27 protein-coding genes and 1 pseudogene are annotated in these 25,770 nt (G+C 43.4%); 14 read left to right on the forward strand and 14 right to left on the reverse strand.

Going from position 1 to position 25,770, the window contains the following annotated elements:
* A pseudogene (locus tag J7J00_RS01030) lies at positions 1–282 on the reverse strand (DUF1641 domain-containing protein); the annotation flags it as partial.
* Positions 283–600: 318 nt separating this feature from the next.
* Here J7J00_RS01030 and J7J00_RS01035 point away from each other — a divergent pair.
* Positions 601–909 (forward strand): hypothetical protein, encoded by a 309-nt coding sequence (locus J7J00_RS01035; RefSeq protein ID WP_214786715.1) that lies wholly within the window; start codon positions 601–603, stop codon positions 907–909.
* Between the two features lie 42 nt (positions 910–951).
* Positions 952–1,116: a hypothetical protein gene (locus tag J7J00_RS01040; RefSeq protein WP_214786717.1), complete on the forward strand. Its 165-nt coding sequence runs from the start codon at positions 952–954 to the stop codon at positions 1,114–1,116.
* Positions 1,117–1,131: 15 nt separating this feature from the next.
* Here J7J00_RS01040 and J7J00_RS01045 read toward each other — a convergent pair whose 3' ends face one another.
* Complete coding sequence (locus tag J7J00_RS01045) at positions 1,132–1,716, reverse strand: DJ-1/PfpI family protein (protein ID WP_214786719.1); 585 nt, start codon at positions 1,714–1,716, stop codon at positions 1,132–1,134.
* A 149-nt stretch (positions 1,717–1,865) separates the two neighbouring features.
* On the opposite strand from J7J00_RS01045, the gene J7J00_RS01050 reads away from it, so the two are divergent.
* Together J7J00_RS01050 and J7J00_RS01055 are read left to right on the forward strand one after the other, a co-directional pair.
* Positions 1,866–2,297 (forward strand): Lrp/AsnC family transcriptional regulator, encoded by a 432-nt coding sequence (locus J7J00_RS01050; RefSeq protein ID WP_214786720.1) that lies wholly within the window; start codon positions 1,866–1,868, stop codon positions 2,295–2,297.
* A 128-nt stretch (positions 2,298–2,425) separates the two neighbouring features.
* Positions 2,426–3,256 carry an STAS domain-containing protein gene (locus tag J7J00_RS01055; protein ID WP_309487118.1) on the forward strand — a complete coding sequence of 277 codons (831 nt, stop codon included), beginning with the start codon at positions 2,426–2,428 and terminating at the stop codon, positions 3,254–3,256.
* Between the two features lie 210 nt (positions 3,257–3,466).
* Here the strand turns inward: J7J00_RS01055 and J7J00_RS27810 are convergent, their stop codons facing one another.
* Positions 3,467–3,601, reverse strand: a complete 135-nt coding sequence (locus J7J00_RS27810; protein WP_286178749.1) for a hypothetical protein — start codon at positions 3,599–3,601, stop codon at positions 3,467–3,469.
* The gene (locus J7J00_RS01060; RefSeq protein WP_214786722.1) at positions 3,598–4,122 is read right to left on the reverse strand and encodes a GNAT family N-acetyltransferase; all 525 of its coding nucleotides are present in this window, start codon (positions 4,120–4,122) and stop codon (positions 3,598–3,600) included. The genes J7J00_RS27810 and J7J00_RS01060 overlap by 4 nt, the downstream gene beginning before the upstream one ends.
* Positions 4,123–4,282: 160 nt before the next feature.
* Here J7J00_RS01060 and J7J00_RS01065 point away from each other — a divergent pair, with 160 nt between their 5' ends.
* Both J7J00_RS01065 and J7J00_RS01070 read left to right on the forward strand, forming a co-directional pair.
* Positions 4,283–4,429, forward strand: a complete 147-nt coding sequence (locus tag J7J00_RS01065; RefSeq protein WP_214786724.1) for a hypothetical protein — start codon at positions 4,283–4,285, stop codon at positions 4,427–4,429.
* A 115-nt stretch (positions 4,430–4,544) separates the two neighbouring features.
* A complete protein-coding gene (locus J7J00_RS01070; RefSeq protein ID WP_214786726.1) occupies positions 4,545–5,510 on the forward strand; it encodes a quinone oxidoreductase family protein in 966 nt (321 codons plus the stop codon).
* Between the two features lie 395 nt (positions 5,511–5,905).
* Here the strand turns inward: J7J00_RS01070 and J7J00_RS01075 are convergent, their stop codons facing one another.
* Entirely contained in the window at positions 5,906–7,297 is a 1,392-nt protein-coding gene (locus J7J00_RS01075; protein ID WP_214786728.1) for a hypothetical protein, read from the reverse strand.
* A 201-nt stretch (positions 7,298–7,498) separates the two neighbouring features.
* Here J7J00_RS01075 and J7J00_RS01080 point away from each other — a divergent pair, with 201 nt between their 5' ends.
* The gene (locus J7J00_RS01080) at positions 7,499–9,301 is read left to right on the forward strand and encodes a hypothetical protein (protein WP_214786730.1); all 1,803 of its coding nucleotides are present in this window, start codon (positions 7,499–7,501) and stop codon (positions 9,299–9,301) included.
* A gap of 100 nt (positions 9,302–9,401) precedes the next feature.
* On the opposite strand, the gene J7J00_RS01085 is transcribed toward J7J00_RS01080, so the two are convergent.
* Complete coding sequence (locus tag J7J00_RS01085) at positions 9,402–10,094, reverse strand: FHA domain-containing protein (protein ID WP_214786732.1); 693 nt, start codon at positions 10,092–10,094, stop codon at positions 9,402–9,404.
* Positions 10,095–10,269: 175 nt separating this feature from the next.
* On the opposite strand from J7J00_RS01085, the gene J7J00_RS01090 reads away from it, so the two are divergent.
* The 3 genes from J7J00_RS01090 (at position 10,270) to J7J00_RS01095 (ending at position 12,572) form a co-directional block, all read left to right on the forward strand.
* A complete protein-coding gene (locus J7J00_RS01090) occupies positions 10,270–10,434 on the forward strand; it encodes a hypothetical protein (protein ID WP_214786734.1) in 165 nt (54 codons plus the stop codon).
* 179 nt (positions 10,435–10,613) lie between these two features.
* Positions 10,614–10,742 (forward strand): hypothetical protein, encoded by a 129-nt coding sequence (locus J7J00_RS27815; RefSeq protein ID WP_286201123.1) that lies wholly within the window; start codon positions 10,614–10,616, stop codon positions 10,740–10,742.
* Between the two features lie 372 nt (positions 10,743–11,114).
* The gene (locus J7J00_RS01095; protein WP_214786912.1) at positions 11,115–12,572 is read left to right on the forward strand and encodes a protein adenylyltransferase SelO; all 1,458 of its coding nucleotides are present in this window, start codon (positions 11,115–11,117) and stop codon (positions 12,570–12,572) included.
* Between the two features lie 90 nt (positions 12,573–12,662).
* On the opposite strand, the gene J7J00_RS01100 is transcribed toward J7J00_RS01095, so the two are convergent.
* Positions 12,663–13,091 (reverse strand): MarR family winged helix-turn-helix transcriptional regulator, encoded by a 429-nt coding sequence (locus tag J7J00_RS01100; protein WP_214786736.1) that lies wholly within the window; start codon positions 13,089–13,091, stop codon positions 12,663–12,665.
* A gap of 121 nt (positions 13,092–13,212) precedes the next feature.
* On the opposite strand from J7J00_RS01100, the gene J7J00_RS01105 reads away from it, so the two are divergent.
* Positions 13,213–13,800: an NAD(P)H-dependent oxidoreductase gene (locus J7J00_RS01105; RefSeq protein WP_214786738.1), complete on the forward strand. Its 588-nt coding sequence runs from the start codon at positions 13,213–13,215 to the stop codon at positions 13,798–13,800.
* A 348-nt stretch (positions 13,801–14,148) separates the two neighbouring features.
* Here the strand turns inward: J7J00_RS01105 and J7J00_RS01110 are convergent, their stop codons facing one another.
* The 7 genes from J7J00_RS01110 to nikC form a co-directional block, all read right to left on the reverse strand.
* Complete coding sequence (locus J7J00_RS01110) at positions 14,149–15,477, reverse strand: SLC5/6 family protein (protein WP_214786740.1); 1,329 nt, start codon at positions 15,475–15,477, stop codon at positions 14,149–14,151.
* A gap of 3 nt (positions 15,478–15,480) precedes the next feature.
* Positions 15,481–16,179 carry a response regulator transcription factor gene (locus J7J00_RS01115; protein ID WP_098373799.1) on the reverse strand — a complete coding sequence of 233 codons (699 nt, stop codon included), beginning with the start codon at positions 16,177–16,179 and terminating at the stop codon, positions 15,481–15,483.
* Entirely contained in the window at positions 16,176–16,943 is a 768-nt protein-coding gene (locus J7J00_RS01120) for a sensor histidine kinase (protein ID WP_214786741.1), read from the reverse strand. The genes J7J00_RS01115 and J7J00_RS01120 overlap by 4 nt, the downstream gene beginning before the upstream one ends.
* 88 nt (positions 16,944–17,031) lie before the next feature.
* Positions 17,032–18,021 (reverse strand): ABC transporter ATP-binding protein, encoded by a 990-nt coding sequence (locus J7J00_RS01125; protein WP_286201124.1) that lies wholly within the window; start codon positions 18,019–18,021, stop codon positions 17,032–17,034.
* The gene (locus J7J00_RS01130; protein ID WP_396020465.1) at positions 18,021–19,043 is read right to left on the reverse strand and encodes an ABC transporter ATP-binding protein; all 1,023 of its coding nucleotides are present in this window, start codon (positions 19,041–19,043) and stop codon (positions 18,021–18,023) included. Before J7J00_RS01130 ends, J7J00_RS01125 begins: the two co-directional genes overlap by 1 nt.
* A 12-nt stretch (positions 19,044–19,055) precedes the next feature.
* Entirely contained in the window at positions 19,056–19,976 is a 921-nt protein-coding gene (gene nikB, locus J7J00_RS01135) for a nickel ABC transporter permease (protein WP_214786745.1), read from the reverse strand.
* A gap of 12 nt (positions 19,977–19,988) precedes the next feature.
* The gene (gene nikC, locus J7J00_RS01140; RefSeq protein ID WP_098373802.1) at positions 19,989–20,891 is read right to left on the reverse strand and encodes a nickel transporter permease; all 903 of its coding nucleotides are present in this window, start codon (positions 20,889–20,891) and stop codon (positions 19,989–19,991) included.
* A gap of 210 nt (positions 20,892–21,101) precedes the next feature.
* Here nikC and J7J00_RS01145 point away from each other — a divergent pair, with 210 nt between their 5' ends.
* The 3 genes from J7J00_RS01145 to J7J00_RS01155 all read left to right on the forward strand — a co-directional run bounded on the left by J7J00_RS01145 (position 21,102) and on the right by J7J00_RS01155 (position 25,734).
* A complete protein-coding gene (locus J7J00_RS01145; protein WP_214786747.1) occupies positions 21,102–22,658 on the forward strand; it encodes a glutathione ABC transporter substrate-binding protein in 1,557 nt (518 codons plus the stop codon).
* A gap of 66 nt (positions 22,659–22,724) precedes the next feature.
* A complete protein-coding gene (locus tag J7J00_RS01150) occupies positions 22,725–24,233 on the forward strand; it encodes an amidohydrolase family protein (RefSeq protein ID WP_214786749.1) in 1,509 nt (502 codons plus the stop codon).
* Between the two features lies 1 nt (position 24,234).
* Positions 24,235–25,734 (forward strand): chlorohydrolase family protein, encoded by a 1,500-nt coding sequence (locus tag J7J00_RS01155; protein WP_214786751.1) that lies wholly within the window; start codon positions 24,235–24,237, stop codon positions 25,732–25,734.
* The last annotated feature ends 36 nt before the right edge of the window (positions 25,735–25,770 follow it).

Here is a 25,770-nt window from a genome sequence, read left to right on the forward strand (position 1 = left end):
GGCAGTAGCCGCAAGCCCTTTCACTGAATCGACAACAGGTGTCGCGATCTCCGAAATGGCGCTGACCGTATCGTTTTTCAAAACATCATCAGTCGCAACCGATTGAGCGAAATCATAAGACTTTGTTAAAATATTCACTAACTCAGTTAGTTTTGGTAACTGCTCAACTAAAGTGTTCAATGATTCCTGAACCTCAGGGTTTAATAATTGGTCCAGTACATCTAATTGTTTTTGGCTGGCATTAAGTTGTTCAGTTTGTGATTGGGTAATCGTTTCTGACATATCCAATTCTCCTTTGCAATAAGCATTTTGTTGATGTAAATAGAAAAACTTGTAAAATATTACACAATGCGTGGCAAGAAAAAATACTAACAAAAATGTAATAAAAGCTAAACTATAGTATATCCCTTTAGTTCCATGAAAACAGCTGATTTTTAAAAAAAGATTCATAAAATAATCTTTTCTCGCTTATTTAAGTACAGATTCTGCTGGAAGATTCCATTCTTTACCTAAAGTGGACTTTGAGGGTGTCTATCATTATCGCCTGTCATACATATTTCCATCTTGATTTGCCATCCTAAATGATGGAAGTGAAAAAATGTGACTGATTCAGAATCTAAACACTATGGAGTCGTGATCAAGGAAATCGATAAAGATCTCGATTTATTCGAAATAGATGTTGAAGCAACAGATCAAGCTAGGGCGTATATCAGGAACAACCGTAAACAATGGCTTGAGGAAAACATAGAAAGAGTAGAAGATAAATTCTCCAATGGCGAGCTGGATAGTCTGGATGTCATTCGCCAGTATGGTGTCATCATCGATTATGCAACGAATAAAGTCCTGCCAGAATCAACAAAACAGTTCCGCGAATCAATGAAAACCCGTTCATTGGCTTATTGGAAGTAACGTGAAGAAGGTTCCGAATTCATTCGGAACCTCTGACTGTAGATGAACTCGAAAAATACGAGTTTGCCTGCAGTTTTTTTAGTTAAAAAAAGTTTCAGTTGGTTGGAACGGAAGGTAAGAGACCCCGCAGGCGCAAGACAAGGAGGCTCCCCGACCGCCCGCGGAAAGCGAGTGCCTGGAGCGGAAATCAACATCCAAATCGTGTAGGTTTCGAGGGTATTCTTAATTGAAGCCCATCAATTCCTTCACATGTTTACAATTATCTTTGGATGTGAGCATTTCCAAGAGCGTAAAGGCAACATCGAATGCTGTGGAAGGATTGTAGGATGTAATGATATTGTCCGTGACGACAATCGGTTCATTAACGACAATCGCACCAAAGTCTTTTAGCTGCCCCTGTCTCTTACTGGTTGGATGATTGTATGTAGTGGCCTTTCTTCCATTCAATATCCCGCTTTTTCCTAGTGGTAGAGAACCTACACAAATGGTTGCTATGATTTTGTTCTTATCATGAAAATACTTGATCACATCAAGAAACCTCTGATCATAAGCATCCTCATAGAAACCAGCTTCTTCAAAACCTCCTGGAATGGCCAAAGCATCGAAGTCATCAAGGTTCACTTGATCGAGGGTCAATTCCGGCTGCACGATGAAATTCCATGTGCATTTCAATTGTTCATGAAGTCCTGCCGTAACCAGATCAGTCGTACCATCACCCTCTAATTTATTCCAGCCCAATACATCTGTAAACACACTTGCTTCAACCGCTTCGAATCCATTGGATAGCAGCATCAATACTTTTTTCATCGTGAATCCCCCTTATTTATATTTGTATTTATTATATAAAAAGCGAATTCCCTAATACATACGATAAATTACGTAATCATTTCCTTTCTATTTATTTTATAATGTATTTAGTTTAATTTAATTAATAATAAAAAGTGGGAGTGATTGAATTGGATCGAACGGATAAAAAGATACTTTCCTTGCTGGAGAATAATGGGCGCATGTCCATGAAAGAACTGGCACATGAAGTTTCCTTAACGGCTCCAGCAACGAAAGAACGTGTGAATAAATTAGAGGAAAGCGGAGTGATAAAAGGATATAAAACGGAAATATCACTTGAAAAACTTGATAGGAGCATAACGGCATTCATATTATTCGAAACGGATAGATGCAAAGACTTTTATCAATTTAGCTTGAACCATCCGGAAGTACTTGAATGCCACCGGTTAGCCGGTCAATACAGTTATTTGATTAAAATCAGTACATTTTCCATGGAAACGCTGGAAGACTTCGTCGATGAAGCCATTAAATATGGGAAATCATCCACCCATCTGATATTTTCTTCCGCATCGAAAAATGTTTTTTCAGGCGAGGAGATGTAACCGGTTTTTACTCATTTACTATCCATATTTTTAATATAGAAGCAATTAGCAGGAAAAAACTCCACACATATAGAAAGTAATTAGTAACAAAAATCACAGTTGGATGTTCAAAAAGGGAGTGAAGAAGAGTGAGTTTTGTTTATGAGGAAGATAAAATAATGGAATTCCTTTTGCAGAATAAAAGTGAGTTTGAAGAATCTCTTTTATCAGCAGCGGTAAATGTCAGGGATAAAATCGAAGAAATTTTACTGATTGGAAATGTCGACCTTTTGAATAATGCACATAAGCTCATTCGATATATAGTGGAACAGAATGAAACGGATATGATTGCCTTTGCCGAAAAAGAGGGAGTTACGTGGGCAACCCACTCCTTGACGCTTTCATTCAAGCTGGAATGGATTCAAGCCCTTCGCAGAACGCTTTGGACCTTTCTTTATAAGTTTGAACAAGATAAGAAAGCGTTTATTGAGGATTCCAAGGTCTTTTTTGAATTAGAGAAAAAAGTGAATGAAAGTGTTGATGTTTTTCTTAAATCCTTTTTCGTCAGTTACTCCGATTATAAAGACAAATTGATTCTCGCTCAGCAAAACTTGGTGGAAAATCTATCCGTCCCTATCATTCCCGTCACTTCCACTACCTGTGTCCTTCCGTTAATCGGGACAATCGATTATTCACGAATACAGATAATCGAAGAAAAAGTATTGATGGAGATAGGTAAACTGCGGATACAGACCTTGATCTTGGATTTGTCCGGTATCTTCGAAATAGAAGTTGAAATGATCAATGATTTGATGAAAATCCTCGATGGAACGGCAATGATGGGGTGTAAAGCTGTGGTGACTGGATTACGCCCAGAGGTTGTTACGAAAATGATCCGTTCAGGGATTCAGCTCGATAATAAAGCAGAAACAAAGGGTACACTGCAGCAGGCCTTGAAGGACTATCTTGTAGTCACCTAAATCATGAAGTGGGAGTCGTCATGTTTTGGTGAATTTTTTTTGTGGGTGATTTGGAATATTAAGGTAATTTATTTGCTGTTTTATCATATTCGAATAAGTAAATAGAATGGGGAAACGGATGCTCCGATGCATTTGAATCGAATGAGCTTGGTTTCAATATGAAAGAGGGTTACAGACTGTAGAAGAAAATCTAGTTTGACTCCAGTTTTTTTATTGAAAAAAGTACCAGCTGTTTTCAGAAATCCGCTCCCTTTCCGCCGACTGTCTGCCAAGCCTCATCAAAGCAAACGTATCCGGGGTCTTGGCTAGCCAGTTATTCGGCAGGAGTGTCGCAAATTTCTTCACTTCAGCAAGGAATACACATATGTATCATGAGGGATACCGTTTTGGTAAATATAACTCCTTAATATTCCTTCCTGGATGAATCCCAGCTTAAGCAAGAGCTCACTTGATGGCTGGTTTTCCAGGAAAACGACCGCGCCGATGCGGGTTAAATCAAGGTCGTTGAAACCGTAAGGGATAATTTCTTTAAGAGCTTCTGACGCAAATCCTTTACGCCAATGTGCTGGATGGATTTCATAACCGATTTCCGCCCGTCTGTATTTGGGACTGTGGGCATGAAAACCGATGGTACCAATCAATTCCTGTGTATCTTTTCTTTCAATCCCCCATCGGATTGCTCGTTTTTCAAGATAGTTTTTCGCAAAGGACGTTATGATGTCCTTCGCCTGTTCGACATTTTCCAAAGAATCCTGGCCATAAAAGCGGGTGACTTCATCTTTTGATAAGCATTGGAAAACAGCTTCCGCATCACTTTCACGAATTTCCCGAAAGCGTAACCTTTCCGTGTTCAATACAGGAAACATTTTTTTCCCTCCTCCTATATCAGTTTTACATGTATTCGTCCTCCGCGAGGGTTTTTCCTTTATTATGAAGTGCCTATTTTGCCGTTATTTTTGAGAGTAATCGGACAAGCTAACATTAGCAGGCATTAAACATTTATTGAATTTAAGGGGAGATACGATTATGGGAAAAAAACATCGCAACCGTACCGGTTCACCGAAGAAGAATAACCATATTCCGAAGGCGGACATCATTGCAGAACATGAAGCACACGGTAAGGAATATTCTGCGAATAAACGAAAGAACGGTCCTGGTTCCAATATAGATTGAGTAAACTTAGTGACCGCTCTAGCCTTTAAGGGAGAGCGGTTATTTATGTTTCTTGCCACCAAAGGGTTCATCCTATATCTTAAATAATGAAGAAGCATTGAAGGGAGTTAGGATGATGAAAGCACTTGTCTTTGATGATTTCGGCGGGCCGGAAGTTCTATCTGTAAGGGAAATTGCAGAACCTGAACATTCAAAATCAGCCGTGATCGTTCGAATGAAAGCAATCGGATTGAATTTTGCTGATGTATATAGAAGGAAAGGGAATTATCATTTGGTGGGTGATCCCCCATTCATTCTAGGTTATGAGGGGGCAGGGGTCATCGAATATGTTGGGGAAGATGTCCATCATGTGAAAGTCGGTGATCGTGTCGGGTTCGCTGATGTTCCCCATGCTAATGCGGAGCTGGTTTCAGTTCCAGCTGATAAACTGTTACCGCTGCCTGAGGGCATTTCCTTTGAAACGGCCGCATCCGTTTTACTTCAAGGATTGACTGCCCAATATTTAACTCATGACAGTCATCAAGTTAAAGCAGGTGAAACCATTCTGGTCCATGCTGCTGCTGGTGGAGTCGGTCAATTACTGACACAAATGATCAAGATGAAGGGCGGTCAGGTCATTGGCTTGACCTCATCAAATGATAAAGCGGCTGTTGCTAAACAAATGGGTGCGGCTCATGTTTTCCTTTACGGATCGGACTGGGTGGATTCCATTATGGATGTAACCGGCGGTAAAGGGCTTGATGTCGTTTATGAATCAGTGGGACAAACCTTGATGGATAGTTTCAAGGCGACCAAGACTGGAGGAACTGTTGTATTTTTTGGGATGGCAGGCGGTGATCCTGAGAAAATCGATCCAAGAATGCTAATGGATACATCGAAAGCATTAATAGGTGGAGACCTTTGGAACGTCCTGACTACCCATGAAGAACGGACAAGAAGAACAGCAGAGCTGTTCCAATGGATTCTGTCAGGGGAAATCCTCATCAAAGAGCCGACTCTTTTCTCGTTGGAAAATGGGGCGGATGCGCATAGACTTCTTGAAAGCCGGAAGAGTTCGGGGAAAATATTATTATTACCATAACAAGTCATGAGGGCCTTCCATTCTAAATGGGGCCCATTTCTTTTACCCGTATAGCGTCTTGTCACGTTCAATACCTTATTCATACTGATGATCAGAACCTTTTTCAGTTCCTTTATATAGACCCATTCTTAGACCCTTGGAATAACTTCAGATAAATGCCCTTGCCCATACAGGGGTCATGGCCTGCCGTCAAAAAAACTGCTGCCCAAGTTCCCTTATCCACAAGATCCATATGCAATACACGAATTCAGGGGAGAAATCCACAATGTGCCAATCACCAAACCACAATCGTCATTCTGCAATTCACAGTCGGCTTTCGTTACAAGCAAAAAAAAGAGAACGGATTCGTTCTCTTGGAAAACAAATGACATATTAAAAGCTTAAACCGTTTGATTTTAAGAGGAAATGGAGAGAACGTCGAGACGCTCCTTTTGGATCGCGAAATAGGATTGGAGGGTTTCCTTTTTCTTAGTGAGAGGGAAGTTCCGGACAGCCGGGGCAACTGCATGATTGCCGAATTTAAGAAGCAAGGTCAACAGCCTGTCCAACTGGTCATATGTATCGTTTCTAATCCGCGCCATATATTCGGCCGCGACCTGCTTATCAGCATCAGTACTTTTCCCTTTTCCTTCTGCCCGGAATTCTTCTGTCACTGTCTTTACACGGGAAATGAGCCATGTTTCGCACCAGTCGTTCAGCACATGACGGATGAAGTCTGCTTGATGGTACTTTTGGAGAATGGGCTTGATATGTTCAGCCATTTCCAAATCATTCACTTCCCGGCAGAGAGCTTTCTCGGAGATGTTTCTATGAAAATGAACGCGTTCAAGCAGGCTTTTGATGGATTCTGCCTGGTGGGCATACTTGACCATCTGTTCCAATGTTTCATTGTACATGATTTTGCTTAAATAAGCAGAGGCTTGTTTTGGGGCAAGAAGTAACTGCTCATTGGCAGGAATCGCCTGGCCAAATTTCTTAAGAGAATGAGAATAGACGAAACGGGCTAACTTCTGCAGTTCCTTTTGGATATCATTGGAGATGTTTTTCGTTTCCTGCAGAAATGAACGGAAAATATATTTGCCGGCCCGTTCCAATTCCCTGCATACAGAATCATTGATATGCCCAAGGTAGCCAGAGTTAAAAATCGTTCTCCGCAATAATGCCCGTTCCGCCCTATTTTCCTTATACTGCTCCAAGACGCCTTCGGTAAAGGTGAACACCAGAACTTCTTTCTTTGAAAAAGCTCTGCTCGCAAGAGAAATCGTCACTATATTGCCTAAAGCGTCATGGATGGCATCGATTGCATCCAATAAGCGCTGCTTTGTGAATAGCGAGCTTGAATCAGGAACGATTTCACTATAATCGAATAGTACTTCTTCAGACTTCAAAACGGACATTCGGAAAGCACCCATAAGCAGAAGCCGTTTTCCATGAATCGTTAAGGTTTTGAAAGCATCGCAATATAAGAAACGGTATTTCTTGCAATAACGGTCCGTCTTCCTGTTATAGCCAAGATTACTTGCAGGACCAAGGTTAAACTTATATAAAATATCTTCACCTTGATGAACAGGCACAAACACTTTTTTTAGTGATCCTTGTGGTGCGGTGAATTTATTGATGATCTGCCTTAAGTACTTTTCTGTCGTTCCGACTCCTCGGGCCATCATATGAAGCGGGCTCTGGATGACCCCGTCCCAATCACTGTGGAGCAAGGCGTACAAACACGTATCGAATTCAGTGGAAGATACATTTCTTAATAAGTATTGGTAAGTTTCTTCATAAATCATAAGGCTTCGCCCCCTTTGGCATCCATCCTTTTCTAGAGTCTATATAAATAGTAAGTCGATAAAAGTAGCATCGTTGGAGTAAATAATACTAGTATTTTTTTTACGTTATTTCGATATATTTAAAAAATAGTAAATTAGTTGTACAAAAGTGATAAAATGGGTAAATGGGAACATACATGACAAGGAGAGATTTTTAAAACCATGATACTTTCACTACTCGGTTTCATCTTGAAAGGAATTTTATTGAAAATGCCATTTGCCATATTGGGACTTTCCTTGATTCCGCAGAGATGGACAAATGCAATCACCAAAAAGGAGATACCTTTTTTTATTGAACAGGTGCTGAGACTTTTAGTTTCTGCTGCCGTATTGTTTTTCGTTATCGATATCATGCTGCTGGATCTTACTGCCGCTGCATTCTTTTCGAGTTTTGCCATTATTCTTGGACTCATTCTCATCATCGATTCAAGAATGTATAGGTACAGTGCCAGTGAATCTTCAAGCACCCGACGGAATCGGAGGGGGAATGAAGCGGCAAAGCAACCAAAAACACCTTGGAACGTACATTTCAACAGTTTGCTAGGTGTCGTTTTGATATTAGCATGGGTCGTCATGCTGTTTTACCCGATCACTTTAGCCGCAGATCTGCATGGATTGGCGAAGGTCGATAAGAAAAAAGAGCTGGAAGAAGTTCAAGATATAAAAACCATGCCGCTCGTTACAGTGAAAATGGCTGACGCCAAAGGCGATGCAGCAATTAATAAAATAGAAAATGCATCATATTTCACTGAAGGCGAATACCGTCTAACCAATATCAATGATGAATTGGATTATACATCACCCATTGAAATGGATGGGTTTTTGAAAGCCGGGAAAGCGGAATACACGCCAGGTTATAATCTGATTTCCGCCGTATCGACGGATAAAGGGGCAAGTACTGTCAAAGGGAAGATGCTGTATGCTCCCTCACAGTACCTCGATCATGATTTGGAAAGAACCATCCGCAAGGCATATCCGAATAAAATCATCCATGATTCATATTTGGAACCGAACGAAGATGGAAAGCCTTTCTTCGTAGCTTCAGTTGGACATTATTTGAAATACCGCAGCGGTCCCGTAGTGGACGGGGTGGTATTGGTGAATCCGGAAACGGGGGACACGAAATACTATCCAAAAGGAAAAGAACCTAAATGGGTAGATCGGACATTCACATTGGAAACAGCCTTGGAATATTGGACCTACTGGGGGAAATATGTTCACGGGTGGAAAAACCAGTCCTTGATTGGGCCGAAGAAAGATGTCCTGATTCCTAATGAGGATAATATGCAAGTTACGTTTAACGAAAAAGGCGAATTGATTTATGTAGTGGACTTTACCCGGGCTAAATCAAAAGGCAACTCCAAAACCCTTGTAGGTTACGGTGTTTTCAATGCCAAAACCGGTGAAATGACGTACTATAAAGGCGTTACGTCCGTACTGACTGGAAAGGAGGCAAAATCCAACGCAAATGCGAGTGAGTTTTTGTCTAAATATCCAGGCTGGAAAGCCACTAATGGAATTTTCTATACGATTTACGGTGCTCCCACTTATGTGATTCCGGTTACAAAGGGCAGCAAGTTCCAAGGTGTGGCGATCGTTTACGCCAATAGTGATAATCCCCAAGTGGTCTTTGGGAAAACGAAAGACGAAGCTTTCCGTAATTATAAAAAACTGATTGCCTCTTTAGGGAAAGTGAGCGGTGTGACTCCTCAAAAAGGATTTGAGTTGAAAGAAATAAAGGGGAAGGTAATAAGGATCAATGATGCCAATCTCTCAAATGGATACGTATTCCATTTGATCGTCGAAGGCAATGCCAAGAGGTTCTCGGTGGACCCTGGTGTCAATGCGCTATCTGATATCGTGTTGACGAATGTAGGAGACCGTGTTGTGCTGAAGGTGATGGACATGGAAGAAGACATCGTTCCAGTCGATGAATTCACTAATCTGGACTTGCCAAAGAAATGATAATGGACTGGGTGGATACCTGCTTGCCGTCCTTGATATAAACATGAAAAAAAGCATTGTTATCAGCAATGCTTTTTTTCATGTCTTCGAATGATTGTGATTATAAGTCCGATAGATTGAATGAATGGATGGATTCCATATAATATCCTTTTTGAATGACGGCTTTTATTGCGAAGTGCCCATTTATCCGTTTCCGCACCCGGTACAGCAGTGAAGCGATTTCTTCTGCCGTTACAATTTGCTCAGGCTCACCGACTCTCTCTGGCCATACTTGCTGGACAATCTCTTCTTTTGAAATAAGGTTGTCCAAATTTTCATAAAGCAGCTTAAAGCAATTGAATTCCTTTGTCGGCATTTTAATGGGTGCTTCTTCATTGATGATCACGGTCTGAAGGTGCTCATTGATAGTGACGGTTTGCTGGAAATCGGGGTTCACCGGAGTGAAATCCCGTGTTAAATCGTTGTCGATGGAAATCATGAATTCAATCAGTCCATTGATCAAAGTAATTGAATCCCCCGGTTCAATGTGACAGGGATTGCCCGGTACGAGCGGCATCTTGTTCACAGAGGTACCGTGTTTGCTTGCCAAATCCTCAATGAAGAGCTGTCCTTCCTCCATATATATCCGACAGTGTTCCCTGGAAACGAAGTCATTGTAAAGCATGAAATCAGCTTTGGAGTGCTGGCTAGCACGGCCAATCAGCAAGCTTTTCCCTTCAAAAACATAAGCGAATTCCTCGGTTTGTCCTTTGTGCAAGGCTCTTAATACAACCTTGAAAGTTTTATAGATCATTCACTTCATACCCCTTAAAAAGTCTGAATATTTAAATTATTTTTATGGATTTATCATTTTGGCTACATGGCTGTTTAGCGGGTTCAATTTTATAATTATAAATTATCAGTCGCTTACTTACTAACGAAAAATGAAAAAATACAAATTAGGCACACAGCCATTATAACAAAGTGGAATGAAGGATGAAGAAGAAACTCTACTTTTTGCTGATGTTGGCTTTGACTGTGGGAGGAGTGCTTCCTCAAAGCCGATCAGGCAGCACTGGAAGAAGTTTGCGATGAAAATGTACCTTACGCTTGTGGAAAAGGAGTTGACCAAAGGTGAGTATATGGAGAGATAGGATAAATGCCTTCAGCATCCTGCTGATGATCATTAGTATGATAGTATATATTATTTTTCCCCAGCCCTTTACCCTCATTCTGTACTGTATATTTGGCATTGCCTTTATCAGCCTGACTTTACTGAATTAAGCATATCCTGGATTGGAAGAGGGATGTTGGAGACGAATAGGGAAGGAAGATGACAGAAAAAGGTGGGGGGCATTCAGAAAACATGAATCCTCCACAGCAAGTTTCTGTTCACCTGTTTGGGAGAATCATAGATGATATAAAAAAGCCTGCCGAATCGACGGCAAACTTCAGACTGTAGACAAAACTCGAAGAAAGCGAGTTTGCCTACAGTTTTTTTTCTTTGAAAAACGTGCCAGTTGAATTCAGTAATCCGCCCCCTTCCCGCCGACAGTCTGCCAAGCCTCATCAAAGCAAGTGTCTGTGGGTGCTTTTTTTCATTCTAAGGGACCGATGAGGATATTGGTGCTTTAGACAATCGTTTTATGAAATCCTGGGAGTTGTCATGGATTTAACGCTACTTTAAAAGAGCCATTTTTATGAAGAAACGGTATAATTAATTGGCAGAAGTAGACATTAATATGGACTGCAACTGAGTTTTATCGCGTGTTTTAATATGAATCTTGAGAGAAAGAACATTTATACAAAAGTCAAAATAAGAAAAGGAGAAACCATGACTAATGAAACAGGATGGAATTTAGACAATAGCTATGCGCGTCTTCCGGAAAAGTTTTTCACGAGCACGAACCCGACTCCTGTACGTTCACCGGAGTTGATCATTCTGAATGAACCTTTGGCGGATTATCTTGGTTTGAACGTTCAAAAGCTTCAAAGCGAAGATGGTGTGAAGGTGTTTGCCGGAAACGAGGTTCCTGAAGGTGCTTCGCCTCTTGCACAAGCATATGCTGGGCATCAATTCGGTCATTTTAACATGTTAGGGGACGGCCGGGCAATATTGCTTGGCGAGCAGGTCTTGTCAGAAGGCGAGAGGGTCGATATCCAGCTAAAGGGTCCAGGAAGAACGCCATACTCCCGCGGGGGCGATGGCCGGGCTGCACTTGGACCGATGCTGCGCGAATACATCATCAGCGAGGCGATGCACGGGCTCGGCATTCCTACCACCCGGAGTCTGGCTGTTGTGACGACAGGTGAAACGGTAATCCGTGAAACCGGGCTGCCTGGGGCCATCATGACCCGTGTGGCTTCGAGTCATCTTCGTGTCGGAACCTTTCAATTCGCTGCAAAATGGGGCACGCTCGAGGAACTCCGGACACTTGCCGACTATGCCATTAAGCGTCATTTTCCAGACATTGAAGCCGATGAAAGCCGTTATCTCTCGCTGCTGCAGGAAGTGGTCAAGCGTCAGGCTGAGCTTATCGCCCAATGGCAGCTGGTTGGCTTCATTCATGGGGTGATGAACACCGACAACATGACGATTAGCGGGGAAACCATCGATTATGGCCCTTGCGCCTTCATGGATGCCTATGATCCTGCAACGGTATTCAGTTCAATTGATAGACAAGGCCGCTATGCCTATGGCAACCAGCCGGTTATTGGGGGATGGAATCTTGCACGATTCGCTGAATCCCTATTGCCGCTGTTGCATGATGACCAAGATCAGGCCGTTACACTGGCCCAAGATAAGATTTCTGTTTTTAATGATCTGTATCACGCTAATTGGTTAGCAGGAATGCGGGCGAAACTGGGGATATTCAACGAAGAGACTCAGGATGAAGCCCTTATTAATGGCATCCTCAGTATGATGAAGAAGCATGGTGCCGACTATACCAATACGTTCCGTGCTTTGACCTTTGATAAAGTGGAGGACACGGTCCTTTTCGGTACACCGGAATTCGCTCAGTGGCAAGAGCTTTGGCAGGCAAGACTGGGCAGGCAGAAGGAATCGAAAGAATCTTCGAATCAGTTGATGCAGAACAGCAATCCTGCAGTGATCCCACGGAATCACCGAGTGGAAGAGGCGTTGGAAGCGGCAGTGGAACAAGGGGACTACAGCGTGATGGAACGGCTTTTGGATGTTCTTGCAAAACCTTATGCACACTGCGAGGAACAAGCTGAGTACGCCGCACTGCCTGAGTCAACAAAGCCATACCGCACCTTTTGCGGTACCTGATTATAAAACATGCATGGAGATTATGAAGGAGCTCCCGAGATTGAAGTTGATTCTCTGTCAACTTCAATCTCGGGAGCCATTTTTGTTTATTTAGTAAAAAAGTTTTGATTGAAGAATGTCCAGGGCACGGTCAATATCCGCTAAATCTTCCTTTGATGCATGTTGCAGCCGGCTTTGGAAACGGGATTCCACGATTGCAAAAGCCTCGTTCATCATCATTTCCCCCTCTTTGGAGAGGCGGATGTATTGTTTCCGTCTATCTTCCGAATCACTTATCTTTTCAATTAAATTCTTTTCGCTTAATTTTTTCAGTTCACGGCTCGTGTTAGGCATGGAGATGTGCTGACAGTCACTGATTTCACTTGGTGTGACAGGCTGACTGACTGTTATATATACAAGAATTTTATATTGTACCGGCGTGATGGAATCGGATTTGGCGTTTTGGGTCAATTCGTGTGTCACTTGATGTACGGAAGTTGTAAATGTGACCATTTTTTCAAAAAGAGCTTTTTTGTCCATAACTTTCACCTCTCTTGTGAAGATATCAAAAGTGTTATCAAAATACAATTATCATTTGACAACAAAAAATGGTGTTGTTATATTATTGTTATCAAATGATAAATAAATAGGGGGGTACGACATGAACGTGCTGGTCATCTACACATATCCAAATCATGAAAGCTTAAGCCATGCTTTTTTAGAAAAAGTCATCAAAGGCAGTAACGAGAACCCCAACATAAAGAGGCTGCAGGTCTTGGATTTATATGAAGAGGGCTTTAATCCGCTCTTGGAGTTCAATGAGCATAAACGCAGGCGTGATATGCATCGTGATCCTCAGCTTGAAAAATATAGAAATCAAATTACCTGGGCCGACAAGATTGTCTTTGTCTATCCAATCTGGTGGGGGAGGCCTCCGGCAATGCTGATGGGATACATTGATCAATTATTTTCTGCGAATTTTGCCTACAGGGATAAAAAGGGATTGTTCCCAGAGGGTCTTCTAAAGGGAAAGGCGGTCGTATGTGTGTCCACGATGAAGGGACCTGCAAAGTATCCACTTCTCTGGCTGAATGATGCGCATAAAATCTTGATGAAAAGAGCGTTATTCAATTTTGTCGGTATCAAAAAAGTGAAGTTTTTCGAATTTGGAAATATGGAAAGCCCAAAGGGGAAACAAACCCAAAAGCTAGAAAAGGTTTATCGGTATTTCAGAAAGGTGGCAAGCTAAGTTATTCCGAGATTAATAGAGGAATTTCAGATGTAGACAAACTAGATAATAATTGATTTTGCAAACTGATTGTTGATTGGAACGTAAGGCACTCGCTTTTCGCGGGCGGTCCGGGAGCCTTCCTCGGCGTATCTTTCGCCTGCGGGGTCTCCCTTGGACGCGCTTTTCCCGCAGGAGTCTCGCACACCCGCTCCAATTAACTTTGCTTTTTTCTACAAACTGTCTTGATCTATAAAGATTTTTTTTATTTGTTGTGATATTGAGTCCTCTCAAGACCTGCGGAGCCAAATACACGCAGAGGTGATTACATAGTTTGTTATGTAACCACTTTGCCATTCGCCTTCTTAATCAATCCCGTTTTGTTTTCACGAGCCTCCAGTTGTTCTTGATGAGGGTAAGGATCATACAAATCACCATGATCGTCAATGAAGCCAATCCGCTAAACCATATGCTTTGGAATTCACTTACATAAGGCTGGATGATGTATGAAGCCAAAATGGCCAGGACCGCGCTTATTGGTATGTAATCAGCGACTTTCCCTTTGCTGAATACGATAACCAGGATTGGGGCCAGCAATGCCGAATATATATTGCCTGAATAAAATAAGAGCTCTAATAGGTTTGGGGAATAGAAGAGTGTAGCAACGAAAACCAATCCTCCGATACAGATTGAAAGCAGGCAGGCCATCCTTATTTTTTGCTGGTCGCTTTTTTGTGTTTTTAATGGTTCAAGAATATTGGCTACGATCAGGCTTACCAATGAATGCAGGCAGGCACCGAATGTTGAGGTGATTGCACTGAAAGCGCAGAGCACAAAAAGGATGAAAAAGAATGGTGTCGTTATTTTGTTTGCCAATCCAGCCAGGATCGAGTGTATATCAGTGAAGCCGCCCGTAAAGATAACCATGATGAACAGGGATGAAAAGGAGAGCGGGAATATGATCCAGATAAGGCCGGATAAAGAGAATGTTAAGGGAACCTTTTTCATTTCCATCATGAATAATCGCTGCCATGATGTCAGGTCAAAGAAAAACTGGCCGAACCCGACAAGAAGTCCTGCTAAAAGAAAACTCCATAGATCATACTTATTGATTACGAGCATGTATGGATGGTATAAACGAATCCCATCATAAACAGGCTGAATCCCTTCCTTGACGAAAAAGTATAAAGGAATCAAGATTACCGCGGCAAACATGAAGATGACTTGAAAAGCTGCGAATCCATGAATGAGCTTTAACCCGCCGAATCCAGCGTAAAGGACACAAAAACCGAAAAAAAAGAACAATCCGACATAGAGCGGGGTATCGAAAAGAAACTGACATAGGGTGGACGCGGCCATTCCCTGAATGAATAAGATGTGTAAACTGGTTATGACCAGAATCACGATCAGTATCCAATATCCGAGGGGGTGAAGCCGGGCTTTTAAATAGTCCCCGATGGTCAAACCCACGGGGAAATCCTGCCGAACCCTTTTTCCGATGAAGCTGAACATGGACAGGGCGATCGCTCCCATCAGGGCGTATCCGATCCCTCCGAAAACTCCATACTTCACCATCGATTCAGGGGAGGATAATATCGTGGTTCCTGTCACCCAGCGTGCCAGGAGGGAGATGATCCCTAAACCCATCCCGATTTGGATGGGGCCTTGTACGTATTCTTGAAATGTACGTGATCGCAATGTTCATTTTCCTTTCTCGCGGAACTCCTTGGGCGTGATTCCCTCTATTTTCCGGAATAAAGTGCTGAAATAATGCTGGCTATTGAAACCCGAGTTTTCAGCGACGTCTGATATGCTCCAGCTGGTGTTATTGGTTAAGGCCCTTTTAGCGGCCTTTATTCTATAGTGCATTAAATATTCCGAAAAGGAAGTGCCGACTTCTTCATGGAATTTCCTGCTTAAATAAGTCGGATTGGTATGCACTTCACGAGCGATGTCCGAAAGGGAGAGTTTTTCGGCATAATTTTCATGAATGAATGAAAGCGAATGGTGAATAAGGGTTGAATAGTTATGAGAAGATTCCCTTTTGTCATACTTGGCCAGGACTTTATGCAAATCACTTTCTATTACAGGTTTCGTTAAATAATCAACAACGCCTATCCTGATGGATTGCTGGGCATAATCGAAACTTTGATGCGCGGTCACCATTATGATTTCGACTTCTTTGTTCAGTGCCCTTAGGTCTTCACCAAATTCAAGACCAGATCGCCCCGGTAGATTAATATCCAGGAAAGCGAGGTTGATTTTATGATTTTGGTTGAGGGTCAGTGCCTGACAGGCATCAGCAGCTTTGTAAAACTTCCAAAAAGGGTAGATGGACTGAATCATATATTCCATTTGTTCAAGGACCAATGGTTCGTCATCAACTAATAATACATTCATTCCGGCTCCGCCTCCTCCAATTTCTTATCAAAAACAAGTGGCCATGATACCTCTACCTTAGTTCCCGATTCATTAGAAGCTATATTCAATTGTGCACGGTCATTAAAATACAAATATAAACGTTTTTGGATATTATCTAGGCCATGGCCGCCTTCGTCCGTAACGGAAGATTCATTTCCCATTAATCCATTATCCGCCACTTCCAGATTTACCATCTGCGAATCCAGATGGAACCGGATATGCAGCAGGGCTTCACCCACTTTTTTTTCCAAACCGTGTTTAAACGAGTTCTCTACCAATGTCTGGAGAATGAAGGGTGGGACCAGTGCGATTGATAATGGTTCTGGGCACTCCATGTCAATCTTGAGCCGATCACCGAAGCGAAGGGTCTGGATGTCGAGATAATGCTGGGTATACTGGATTTCCTGGGAAAGGGGGATCAACGGTTCTGATGCTTTATATTTGAATTTCAGGAATTGCGAAAATGCCTCTAAGGCCCGTATCAATTCAGCCGTCCTGTTCAGGCGGGCCAAGCCCAGTATGACATTCAGTGTATTGAACAAAAAGTGTGGCTGGATTTGCTGGTTCAATTTATTATACTGTGCTTCTTGCAGTGCTTGCTCCAGGCGGATCTCTTTGTTTTTATTTTCAAGAAGGTCGATCCTTTTCTCGAATATGAATAGAAATAAAAGAGCGATAGCTCCCATGATGGGAGCTAAAATGAAGAGCATGATAATTAATGTGAATCCTTCGTAACTTAGCATGGAGAACCTCTGCTGGTTATATTTTTAAATAACTTAAATTATTCTGTTTATTAGTATCATACTAAAGACCCCTTCGGAAATCTACAGGTTATGACACAATGTGACAAGCCACTTGATGATTTTGTGCCGATCTTTTTAGTTCAGGCAGCTGTGTTTTGCAGATATCCTGTACAAAAGGGCACCGTGTATGGAAGCGGCAGCCGCTTGGAGGGTCGATGGGTGAGGGGACATCACCCGTCAATAGGATCCGTTCTCTTTCATGCACAGGATTCGGTACTGGGATGGCCGATAGCAAAGCCCTTGTATATGGATGCTGCGGCCGTTCGAAAATGGATTTTTTATCGGCTATTTCGACTATCTTTCCGAGATACATGACCATTACCCGATCCGAGATATGCCTGACCACGCCTAAATCATGTGAGATGAAAAGAAAGGTAAGGTCGAACTGGCGCTGTAAGGATTTTAATAAATTCAGCACTTGCGCTTGAATGGAGACATCCAGTGCAGATACAGCTTCGTCACATATGATCAATTTTGGGTCCACTGCAAGAGCCCGCGCAATGCCGACCCGCTGTCTCTGGCCGCCGCTGAATTCATGCGGGTATCTTTCCATGGATTCCGGTCTCAGCCCGACATGTCCCAATAATTCTTCAATCCGGCTCTTTCGGTTTTCTTTAGGTACTACATTTTGGATGGCCAAAGCTTCTCTGAGAATTTGGCCGATCGTCTGTCTCGGATTAAGGGAGGCAAATGGATCTTGAAAAATGACTTGTAGATCCTTCCTGGTACGCCTCATTTCTTTTTTTCCTAAACTCAGTAAATCCTTATCCTGAAAGTGAATGCTCCCGCTTGTTGGTTCATCCAATCGAAGGATGGCTCTTCCGGTAGTCGATTTTCCGCAGCCGGATTCGCCGACTATGCTTAAGGTCTCGCCTTGATGGATATCGAAGGTAATATCATCAACGGCTTTAACATGATTGATGGTTCTTCCGAAAAACCCGCCCTTGATCGGAAAATATTGTTTCAATTGATCCACTTTAAGCAGAACCTTTTTCTCTGCAGCTGGTACACCCATCATTACATTCCCACCTTCTCTTGAGCGTCATATTCCTTCTCCCATTGGGGGGTGAACATCCAGCAGCTGACCTCGGTACTTGGGCCGATAGCCTGGAGATCCGGTACGGCCTGTTCACAAATGCCCCTCGCATGTGCGCAGCGGGGAGCGAAGCTGCAGCCCTTGGGCATGTTGTAAGGACTTGGAACAGTCCCGGGGATTGTAGTCAGTTCTTCCTGGTCCATGTCCAGACGCGGAAGGGAGTTCAATAAGCCAATGGTGTATGGATGTTTTGGGTTTGTGAATATTTCCTTGGCCAAAGTGTATTCGACGATTTTTCCTGCGTACATGACGGCAACCCGGTCACAGGTTTCGTATACGACACCCAAATCATGAGTGATCAAAATGACAGCCGTCCCGAAATCCTTTTGCAGCGTCTTGATCAGTTCGAGGATTTGGGCCTGGATCGTCACATCCAGTGCTGTTGTAGGTTCATCCGCTATTAAAACCTCAGGGTGGCAGGCAAGTGCCATGGCAATCATGACCCTTTGCCTCATTCCGCCGCTTAGCTCATGCGGTTCCTGTTTTGCCCTTTTTTCGGGTGAGGGGATGCCGACGAGCCGAAGCATGTCGACCGCTTTATTCCATGCTTCCTTTTTTCCCAGCTTTTGATGGAGCCGGATCGCTTCTGCGATTTGCTCGCCCGCTGAATATACGGGATTCAATGATGTCATCGGCTCCTGAAATATCATCGAAATTTCATTCCCACGTATGGACCACATCTGTTTTTCAGACTTCGTAAGCAGATCCTCCCCTTTAAAAAGGATGCTGCCACCGGCAATCTTGCCGGGTGGCGATGGAATGAGCCTTAATAATGATAGTGATGTTATGCTTTTCCCGCTTCCTGACTCCCCGACGATTCCAAGCGTTTCCCCTTTATTAAGGGAGAAACTGATTCCGTTGACTGCTTTACTCGTTCCTTCGTCAGTGAAAAAGTGGGTCTGCAGATTTTTTACCTCCAGAATTTTATCATCAATCTGTTTCATCATCATACCTCCTTAGTTCAAGTCTATTCTTTTGTTAAAGTATCGATAGAGGACATCCACTGCTAAATTCATGAATACGAAGATAACGGAAGCGATGAGGACCCCGCCTTGGACCATCGGCAAATCCCTCGTTCTGATTGCATCGACTATCAATCTCCCAAGTCCATTGATGGCAAAAACGGACTCTGTCAATACGGTGCCGCCAAGGAGTGCGCCGAACTGGAGGCCAACGACTGTAATGACGGGGATAAGCGCATTTTTCAGGCCATGTTTATAAATGATGATATATTCTTTTAATCCCTTGGCTCTTGCGGTCCGGATGTAGTCCTGGCGAACGACTTCAAGCATGCTCGACCTGGTCATCCTGGCGACAATGGCTGCCCCTCCGGCCCCAAGGGTTATGGCTGGGAGTATCATGTGCCTGAAAGTTCCCCAACCTGAAACCGGAAACAAATGAAGGTTCACGGAAAAGAAGTAGATAAGCATAAGGCCCAGCCAAAAACTAGGTAACGAGATTCCCAGTAAAGCAACGATCATGATGGAAACGTCGGCTGCCGAGTATTGCTTGGTAGCCGAGATGATTCCTGCGATCATTCCAAGCACGACGGTTATGAAAATGCTGGCAAGTGCCAGTTCAAGGGTGATGGGCAAACGGACCATGATTTCATCCAAAACAGGGCGGCTGCTGCGGAGTGATTCCCCGAAGTCACCTTGAACGGCATGAAGGATATAGTCGACGTATTGATAGAGGATTGGACGATCCAAGCCAAGCTCATGCCGCAGCGATTCAATCGTTTCTTTAGTTGCTCCTTCACCTGCAAGCAGTGTTGCCGGATCTCCAGGGACCATTTGCATGATGAGGAAAACAACAAGACTTACTCCCAGTAAAACCGGTATGGTTTGAGATACCCGTCGGATAATAAATACGAACATTTTCTCTCCTCCTTATTTTTTCATTCTTGGATCCAGGGCATCTCTTAGTCCATCCCCGAAGATGTTGAAACCAAGTACCAGTGTTGATATCGCTATCCCCGGAAACAAAGCGATGTGGGGGGCGCTGAACAAATAATCCCGACCGCTGCTCAGCATCGCTCCCCATTCTGGCGAGGGCGGCTGGGCTCCAAGTCCCAGGAATGATAATCCGGCTGCCGACAGAATGGCCGTTGCCAGACGTAATGTGGCTTGAACGATGACGGGTGATAGAATATTCGGAAAAATATGCTTGCATATGATCGTGAAGTCAGTGGCTCCCAATGCACGAATGGCATCGATATATTCCAGCTTCCTGACTGACAATGTGGAACCGCGTACAATCCGGGCAAACATCGGTATGGAAAAGACTCCTACCGCTACCATTACATTGATTAAACTTGGACCAAGGGCACTGATGATGGCAAGGGCAAGCAATATTCCCGGGAAAGCCAGCAAAACATCGACAATCCTCATAATGACGGTATCGATCCATTTTCCGTAATAACCGGCTGTTAACCCGAGGAGTATGCCAATGAACGCCCCGAAGAATACAGAGACAAACCCGACCGTTAATGAAAGCCTTGTCCCATATAATAATCTGCTTAAAATATCCCTTCCCTTATCATCCGTACCCATCCAATGTTCGGCTGACGGAGGCTGGAGTTTGTTGACTAAATCAATTTCATAGGGATCCTGCGGTGAGATCAAAGGTGCAAAGATAGCCAATAAAATATAAAAAAGTACGATGTACCCGCCTACCAATGCCAATTTATTTCGTTTGAATTTTTTATAAAAGGCTTTCCAGTGTCTTAGTTTCGGAGATTTTCTTTCGTTTACATTCAATTCGGTATTATTGATTACGACCTCTGGCTTCATTGGACTTCCTCCTTTTCTTTCATTCAATTTATTCAAAAAAGGAATTGAAGTAAATATGATGCGGAAAAGCAGTAAAGATAGTTAAAAAATGAGTAAAGATTCTGAAAATATAAAATTCCGTTTTTTTTTATAATTTACAGTAAGCCCGATGTACCCATAGCTGAAAGTTACTTGGAGAAACAAAGGGAGGATGAAAAGGGAGGAAATAGAATGAGAAAAGGTATGATTGGGTTGCTTTTTGCCTCTTTATTAGGCATCTCATCCGTTTTATCAGGATGTGCAACAGAACAAACCGGCAGCAAGGAAACAGAGGAAAAAGCGAAAGAAGGAGGAACGCTGATCGTCGCGCGATTATCTGACGCGACCACCCTGGACCCTCATTTCATAACAGACATTCCATCTGCCAACGTCATTTATGAAAAGGTTTATCAAACATTGGTCGTTCCTGACAAAAACATGAATCCTAAACCGCTGCTCGCAAAAGAGTGGAAACAGCTGGATGATGTCACTTGGGAGTTCAAATTGCAGGAGGGAATCAAATTCCATGATGGGGCCCCATTCAATGCCGAAGCGGTGAAAACCAATTTCGACAGGATACTGGATCCGGCAACAGCTTCGCCGCAGGCTGGTAAATTGGAAATGATCAAAGAAATTAAAGTCGTTGACGAAACGACCGTACAATTCAAGCTGAAATATCCTTATGCTCCGCTGTTATCGATTTTAGTGAGTAATGAAGGAAGCATCATCAGCCCTAAAGCGATTAAGGAAAATAGTGACAAATTGGCACAAAACCCAGTTGGTACAGGGCCATTTGTTTTTAAATCGTGGAAGCCTGGTGAAGAAATCACTCTTTCGAAAAACAAGGATTACTGGGGGGATAAGCCTAAGATCGATGGGGTGGTATTCAAGGTTGTCCCTGAAGATGCCACGAGGATTGCGATGATTGAAACGGGTGAAGCACATGTGACAGATCAAGTGCCAGTTACCGAGATTGATAGGATCGAAGCGTCGGGCACGATGGATTTATATCGCACGGAGGGCCTTGCCGTTGAATACTTAAGCTTCAATGTTAAGAAAAAACCTTTTGATGATGTACGGGTCCGTAAGGCGGTCGCTCATGCCATCGAGGTCGATTCCATTATCAAAGGGGTTTATAACGACGTCGGTACGAGGGCAAATTCGACAATGAGCCCAAAGGTGTTTGGTTATGATCCGGATATAAAAGGCTACGACTACGATATTAATGAATCGAAGAAGCTCTTGACTGAAGCGGGGGTCAAGGATGGTTTGGAGTTTACATTGACGACGAGTGATCGTAAGGAAAGGATCAATATGGCCGAGGTGATTCAATCCCAGTTAAAAGGAATTGGAATCAAGGTCAAGATTCAAGTCCTTGAGTATGGGGCTTACATTGATGCGACAGCCAACGGCGAGCACCAGGTAGCGATAGGCGGCTGGGGCAATGCCACCGGGGATGGAGATTATAATCAATTCAATCTTTTCAATAGCAAATCCCAAGGTGCTGCAGGAAATAGTTCATTCTACAGCAACCCGGAAGTGGATAAATTGATTGAAAATGCACGTAAAGAATCGGATGGCGATAAACGTAAGGAACTATATTCCAAGGCACAAGCAATTGAAAGGGAAGAAGTTCCATATGTTCCTATCCGTAACTATGAACACTTGGCCGTATATGGCGGGACGGTTAAAGGACTTTGGCTGAATCCGGCAAATTATTTAATGCTTGATGACGTAACCGTGAAGTAGGAATTCATCACAAAAGGAAGGCAGCATAAGGATGTTATGCTGTCTTCTCAATTAGGAGGGGGAAATATGATAGATTTACTGCTAATCCATGGGACCGTGATAACCATGGATCAAAACAGGAGAATTCTGCCGGATGGCGCCGTAGCCATACATCAAGGAAGGATTTTAGCCGTTGATTCCACCGAAAATCTGAAATTGCAGTATGAGGCTGTAAGAGTCATCGATTGCAGCCATCAATGCATATTGCCGGGGTTGATAGATGTTCATGGGCATGGGGGACATTCCATGTTCAAAACGATCGCAATGGAGAATATTGATTTTTGGATGCCCATCATGACGAATGCGTACAAGCATTTTGTTACAGATGACTTTTGGTATTACGAAGGAAAGCTATCCTCACTTGAGAGATTAAAGGCGGGCGTGACAACTGGGGTGAGCGTGTTAGGATCCATGCCGCGGTCCGATGAACCGATTTTTGCCATCAATCATGCAAAAGCATACGCCGAAGTGGGGATCAGGGAAGTGGTATGCACGGGTCCTTGCAACCCCCCATGGCCCCATTCATTCAGCCGGTGGGTTGACGGAAAGAGAGTGGTAAAGGAAGTTTCCTATGAAGAAGTGCTACAGGGGGCGGAAGCTGTAATCGAGGCGCTGAACCATGCGAATGAAGACCGCACGAGAGCCTTCATTACACCATTTGTCATCGTGACTTCCGTGGATCCCTCGAATCCCACATCTCCTGACAGGCTTTATGGGCTGACTGATCATGACCTTTATCAAGCGAAGAAAATAAGGGAGATTGCCAGGAAATATAACACACGCATTCACTCTGATGCCTTTGGCGGGATGATTCATTTAGCGATACAGGATAAGGAAAATGCCCTATTGGGTCCAGATGTCCATTTACAGCACTGTCGGGGCATTTCTTTCGATGAGGCAAGAATACTGGCAGAAACAGGTACCAACGTCAGTGCATCACCTGGATTTGGCCAGGTTCATGCCCGTACCCCGATAACTGAATTATTGGAGATGGGTGCAACTGTGGCAATCTCCACGGATGGGACTTCCCCTTCCACAAGTTTCGATATGTTTCAGGCAATGAGGAAAACACAGTTTGTTCACCAAGCAGCGCTTAGGGACTACTATTATTTACCGCCAGGCAAGCTGTTGGAAATGATCACGATTGATGCTGCGAAATGCATTGGCTGGGATGATGAAATAGGCTCCCTTGAAATCGGGAAAAAAGCGGATGTCATTACGGTCAATCTGCATCAGCCTCATCTGACCCCTGAATTCATGCATGTTCACCGGCTTGTATTTCAAGCAGTGGCGAATGATGTGGAGCATGTCATCGTGGATGGGAAATTGATCATGGAAGGGAGGAATGTAAGGACGGTCCATGAAAGTACAGTGCTCAACGAAGCGAATGAGGAGGCCTTTTCAACGATAAAGCGTGCGGGGCTCGAAAAGTATATGCAACCGACGAAATATTTCTGGGGCCATGCCAGGGCATATGTAGATGAAAAGCGATATGACGAACGAGAAGACGCTGCCGCGATGGTGAAAGGGGAATAAGATGAAAACCAAGCTTAAAGGAAGATATGTAATTGGGTATGATGGATGCGATCATGTCATTTTGGAAAACGCGGAAATCGTTTATGAAAAAGACACGATTCTGTATGTCGGAAAAAATTATCCAGGAGAGGTGGACGAGGTAATGGATGCCGGTAACGCCATTATCAGTCCCGGGTTCATAGATTTAAATGCATTAGGGGACATTGACCATGATATTTTACATTTTGAGGCCGGTGCTGACAGACAGAAAAACCTTCTCTGGTCAGAGAATTTTATAAAAAGCGGACATCCTGAATTAATGACCGAGGAAGAAGAAGCTTTTAAATCACTGTATGCTTATTCACAACTCATTCTTCATGGCGTGACGACGGCGATGCCCATTACTTCCGTTTTTTATAAAAGCTGGGCTGAAACCTATGATGAATTGGCAGCTGCGGCAGAACATGCAGCTGGATTGGGGTTAAGGATTTACCTTGGACCGAGTTTCCAATCAGGAATGAGAGTCGTCCAGCCTGACGGGAATATTAAACTGCATTGGGATGAAAAAGCCGGGGAAGCGGGGTTACGAAAAGCGGTCGAGTTTGTAGAAAAATTCGATGGAGCTTATGAAGGCATGGTCAGAGGGATGCTTGCCCCAGAACGTATTGAGTCCCAAACGGCAGATCAATTAAAACAGATTAAATATTACAGCGAAAAATTGGACGTACCGATAAAGCTGCATGCTGCACAAGGAAGTTTTGAATTCAACACCATCTGGAAAGCCCATCAAGTTACACCGATCAGATATTTGTACGACCTTGGCTTTCTCGGTCCAAGAACAGGGATCCCGCATGCCCACTTTGTTTCAGGATATAGTAAAGCGAAATATGGACAGGGTGATGACTTGGCGCTGCTGCGGGAAACGAATACAACGGTGATTCATTGCCCTCTGATCATCGGGAGGCATGGGGAGGCGTTAGAATCTTTTGCTAAATATAAACGGGCTGGGATCAATATAGCCCTTGGTACGGACACATTCCCTCCTGATATGTTCCAGAACGTCAGGACAGGCAGCATGCTCTCACGGATGGTGGAAGGAGAAACGGAAGGCTCTGTCTATGCCGATTTCTTTCGGTCAGCCACACTTGATGCGGCCGCTTTTCTTGGCAGGAACGATTTAGGACGCATCGCAGCGGGGGCCAAGGCGGATATCATCGCGATTGACTTGGACAGTTTTCAAATGGGGGTAATCGATGATCCCATTCGAACCATGTTCGTAAGCGGGTCTGGAAGGGACGTTAAATTATCCATCATAAATGGAAAGATAGTCATGAAGGATCAAATGATCCCCAATCTGGATTTTACGGAAATCAAATATAAGGGACAACAATATTTTAAGAAGATGAGAAGAGGATATATGGAAAGAGATTATCAGGAGCTTCCCGAGAAAGAATTGTTTAAGCCATCATTCAAGGTCGTGGAATCGATAAGCGATACGGAAGCGATTCATGACAACAAGTAAAGAAAATGAAAAACATAGTAAAGATATTCGAAAAAA

The sequence above is a fragment of the Bacillus sp. ISL-4 genome, assembly GCF_018613275.1.
GTDB lineage: Bacteria > Bacillota > Bacilli > Bacillales > DSM-1321 > Peribacillus > Peribacillus simplex_E.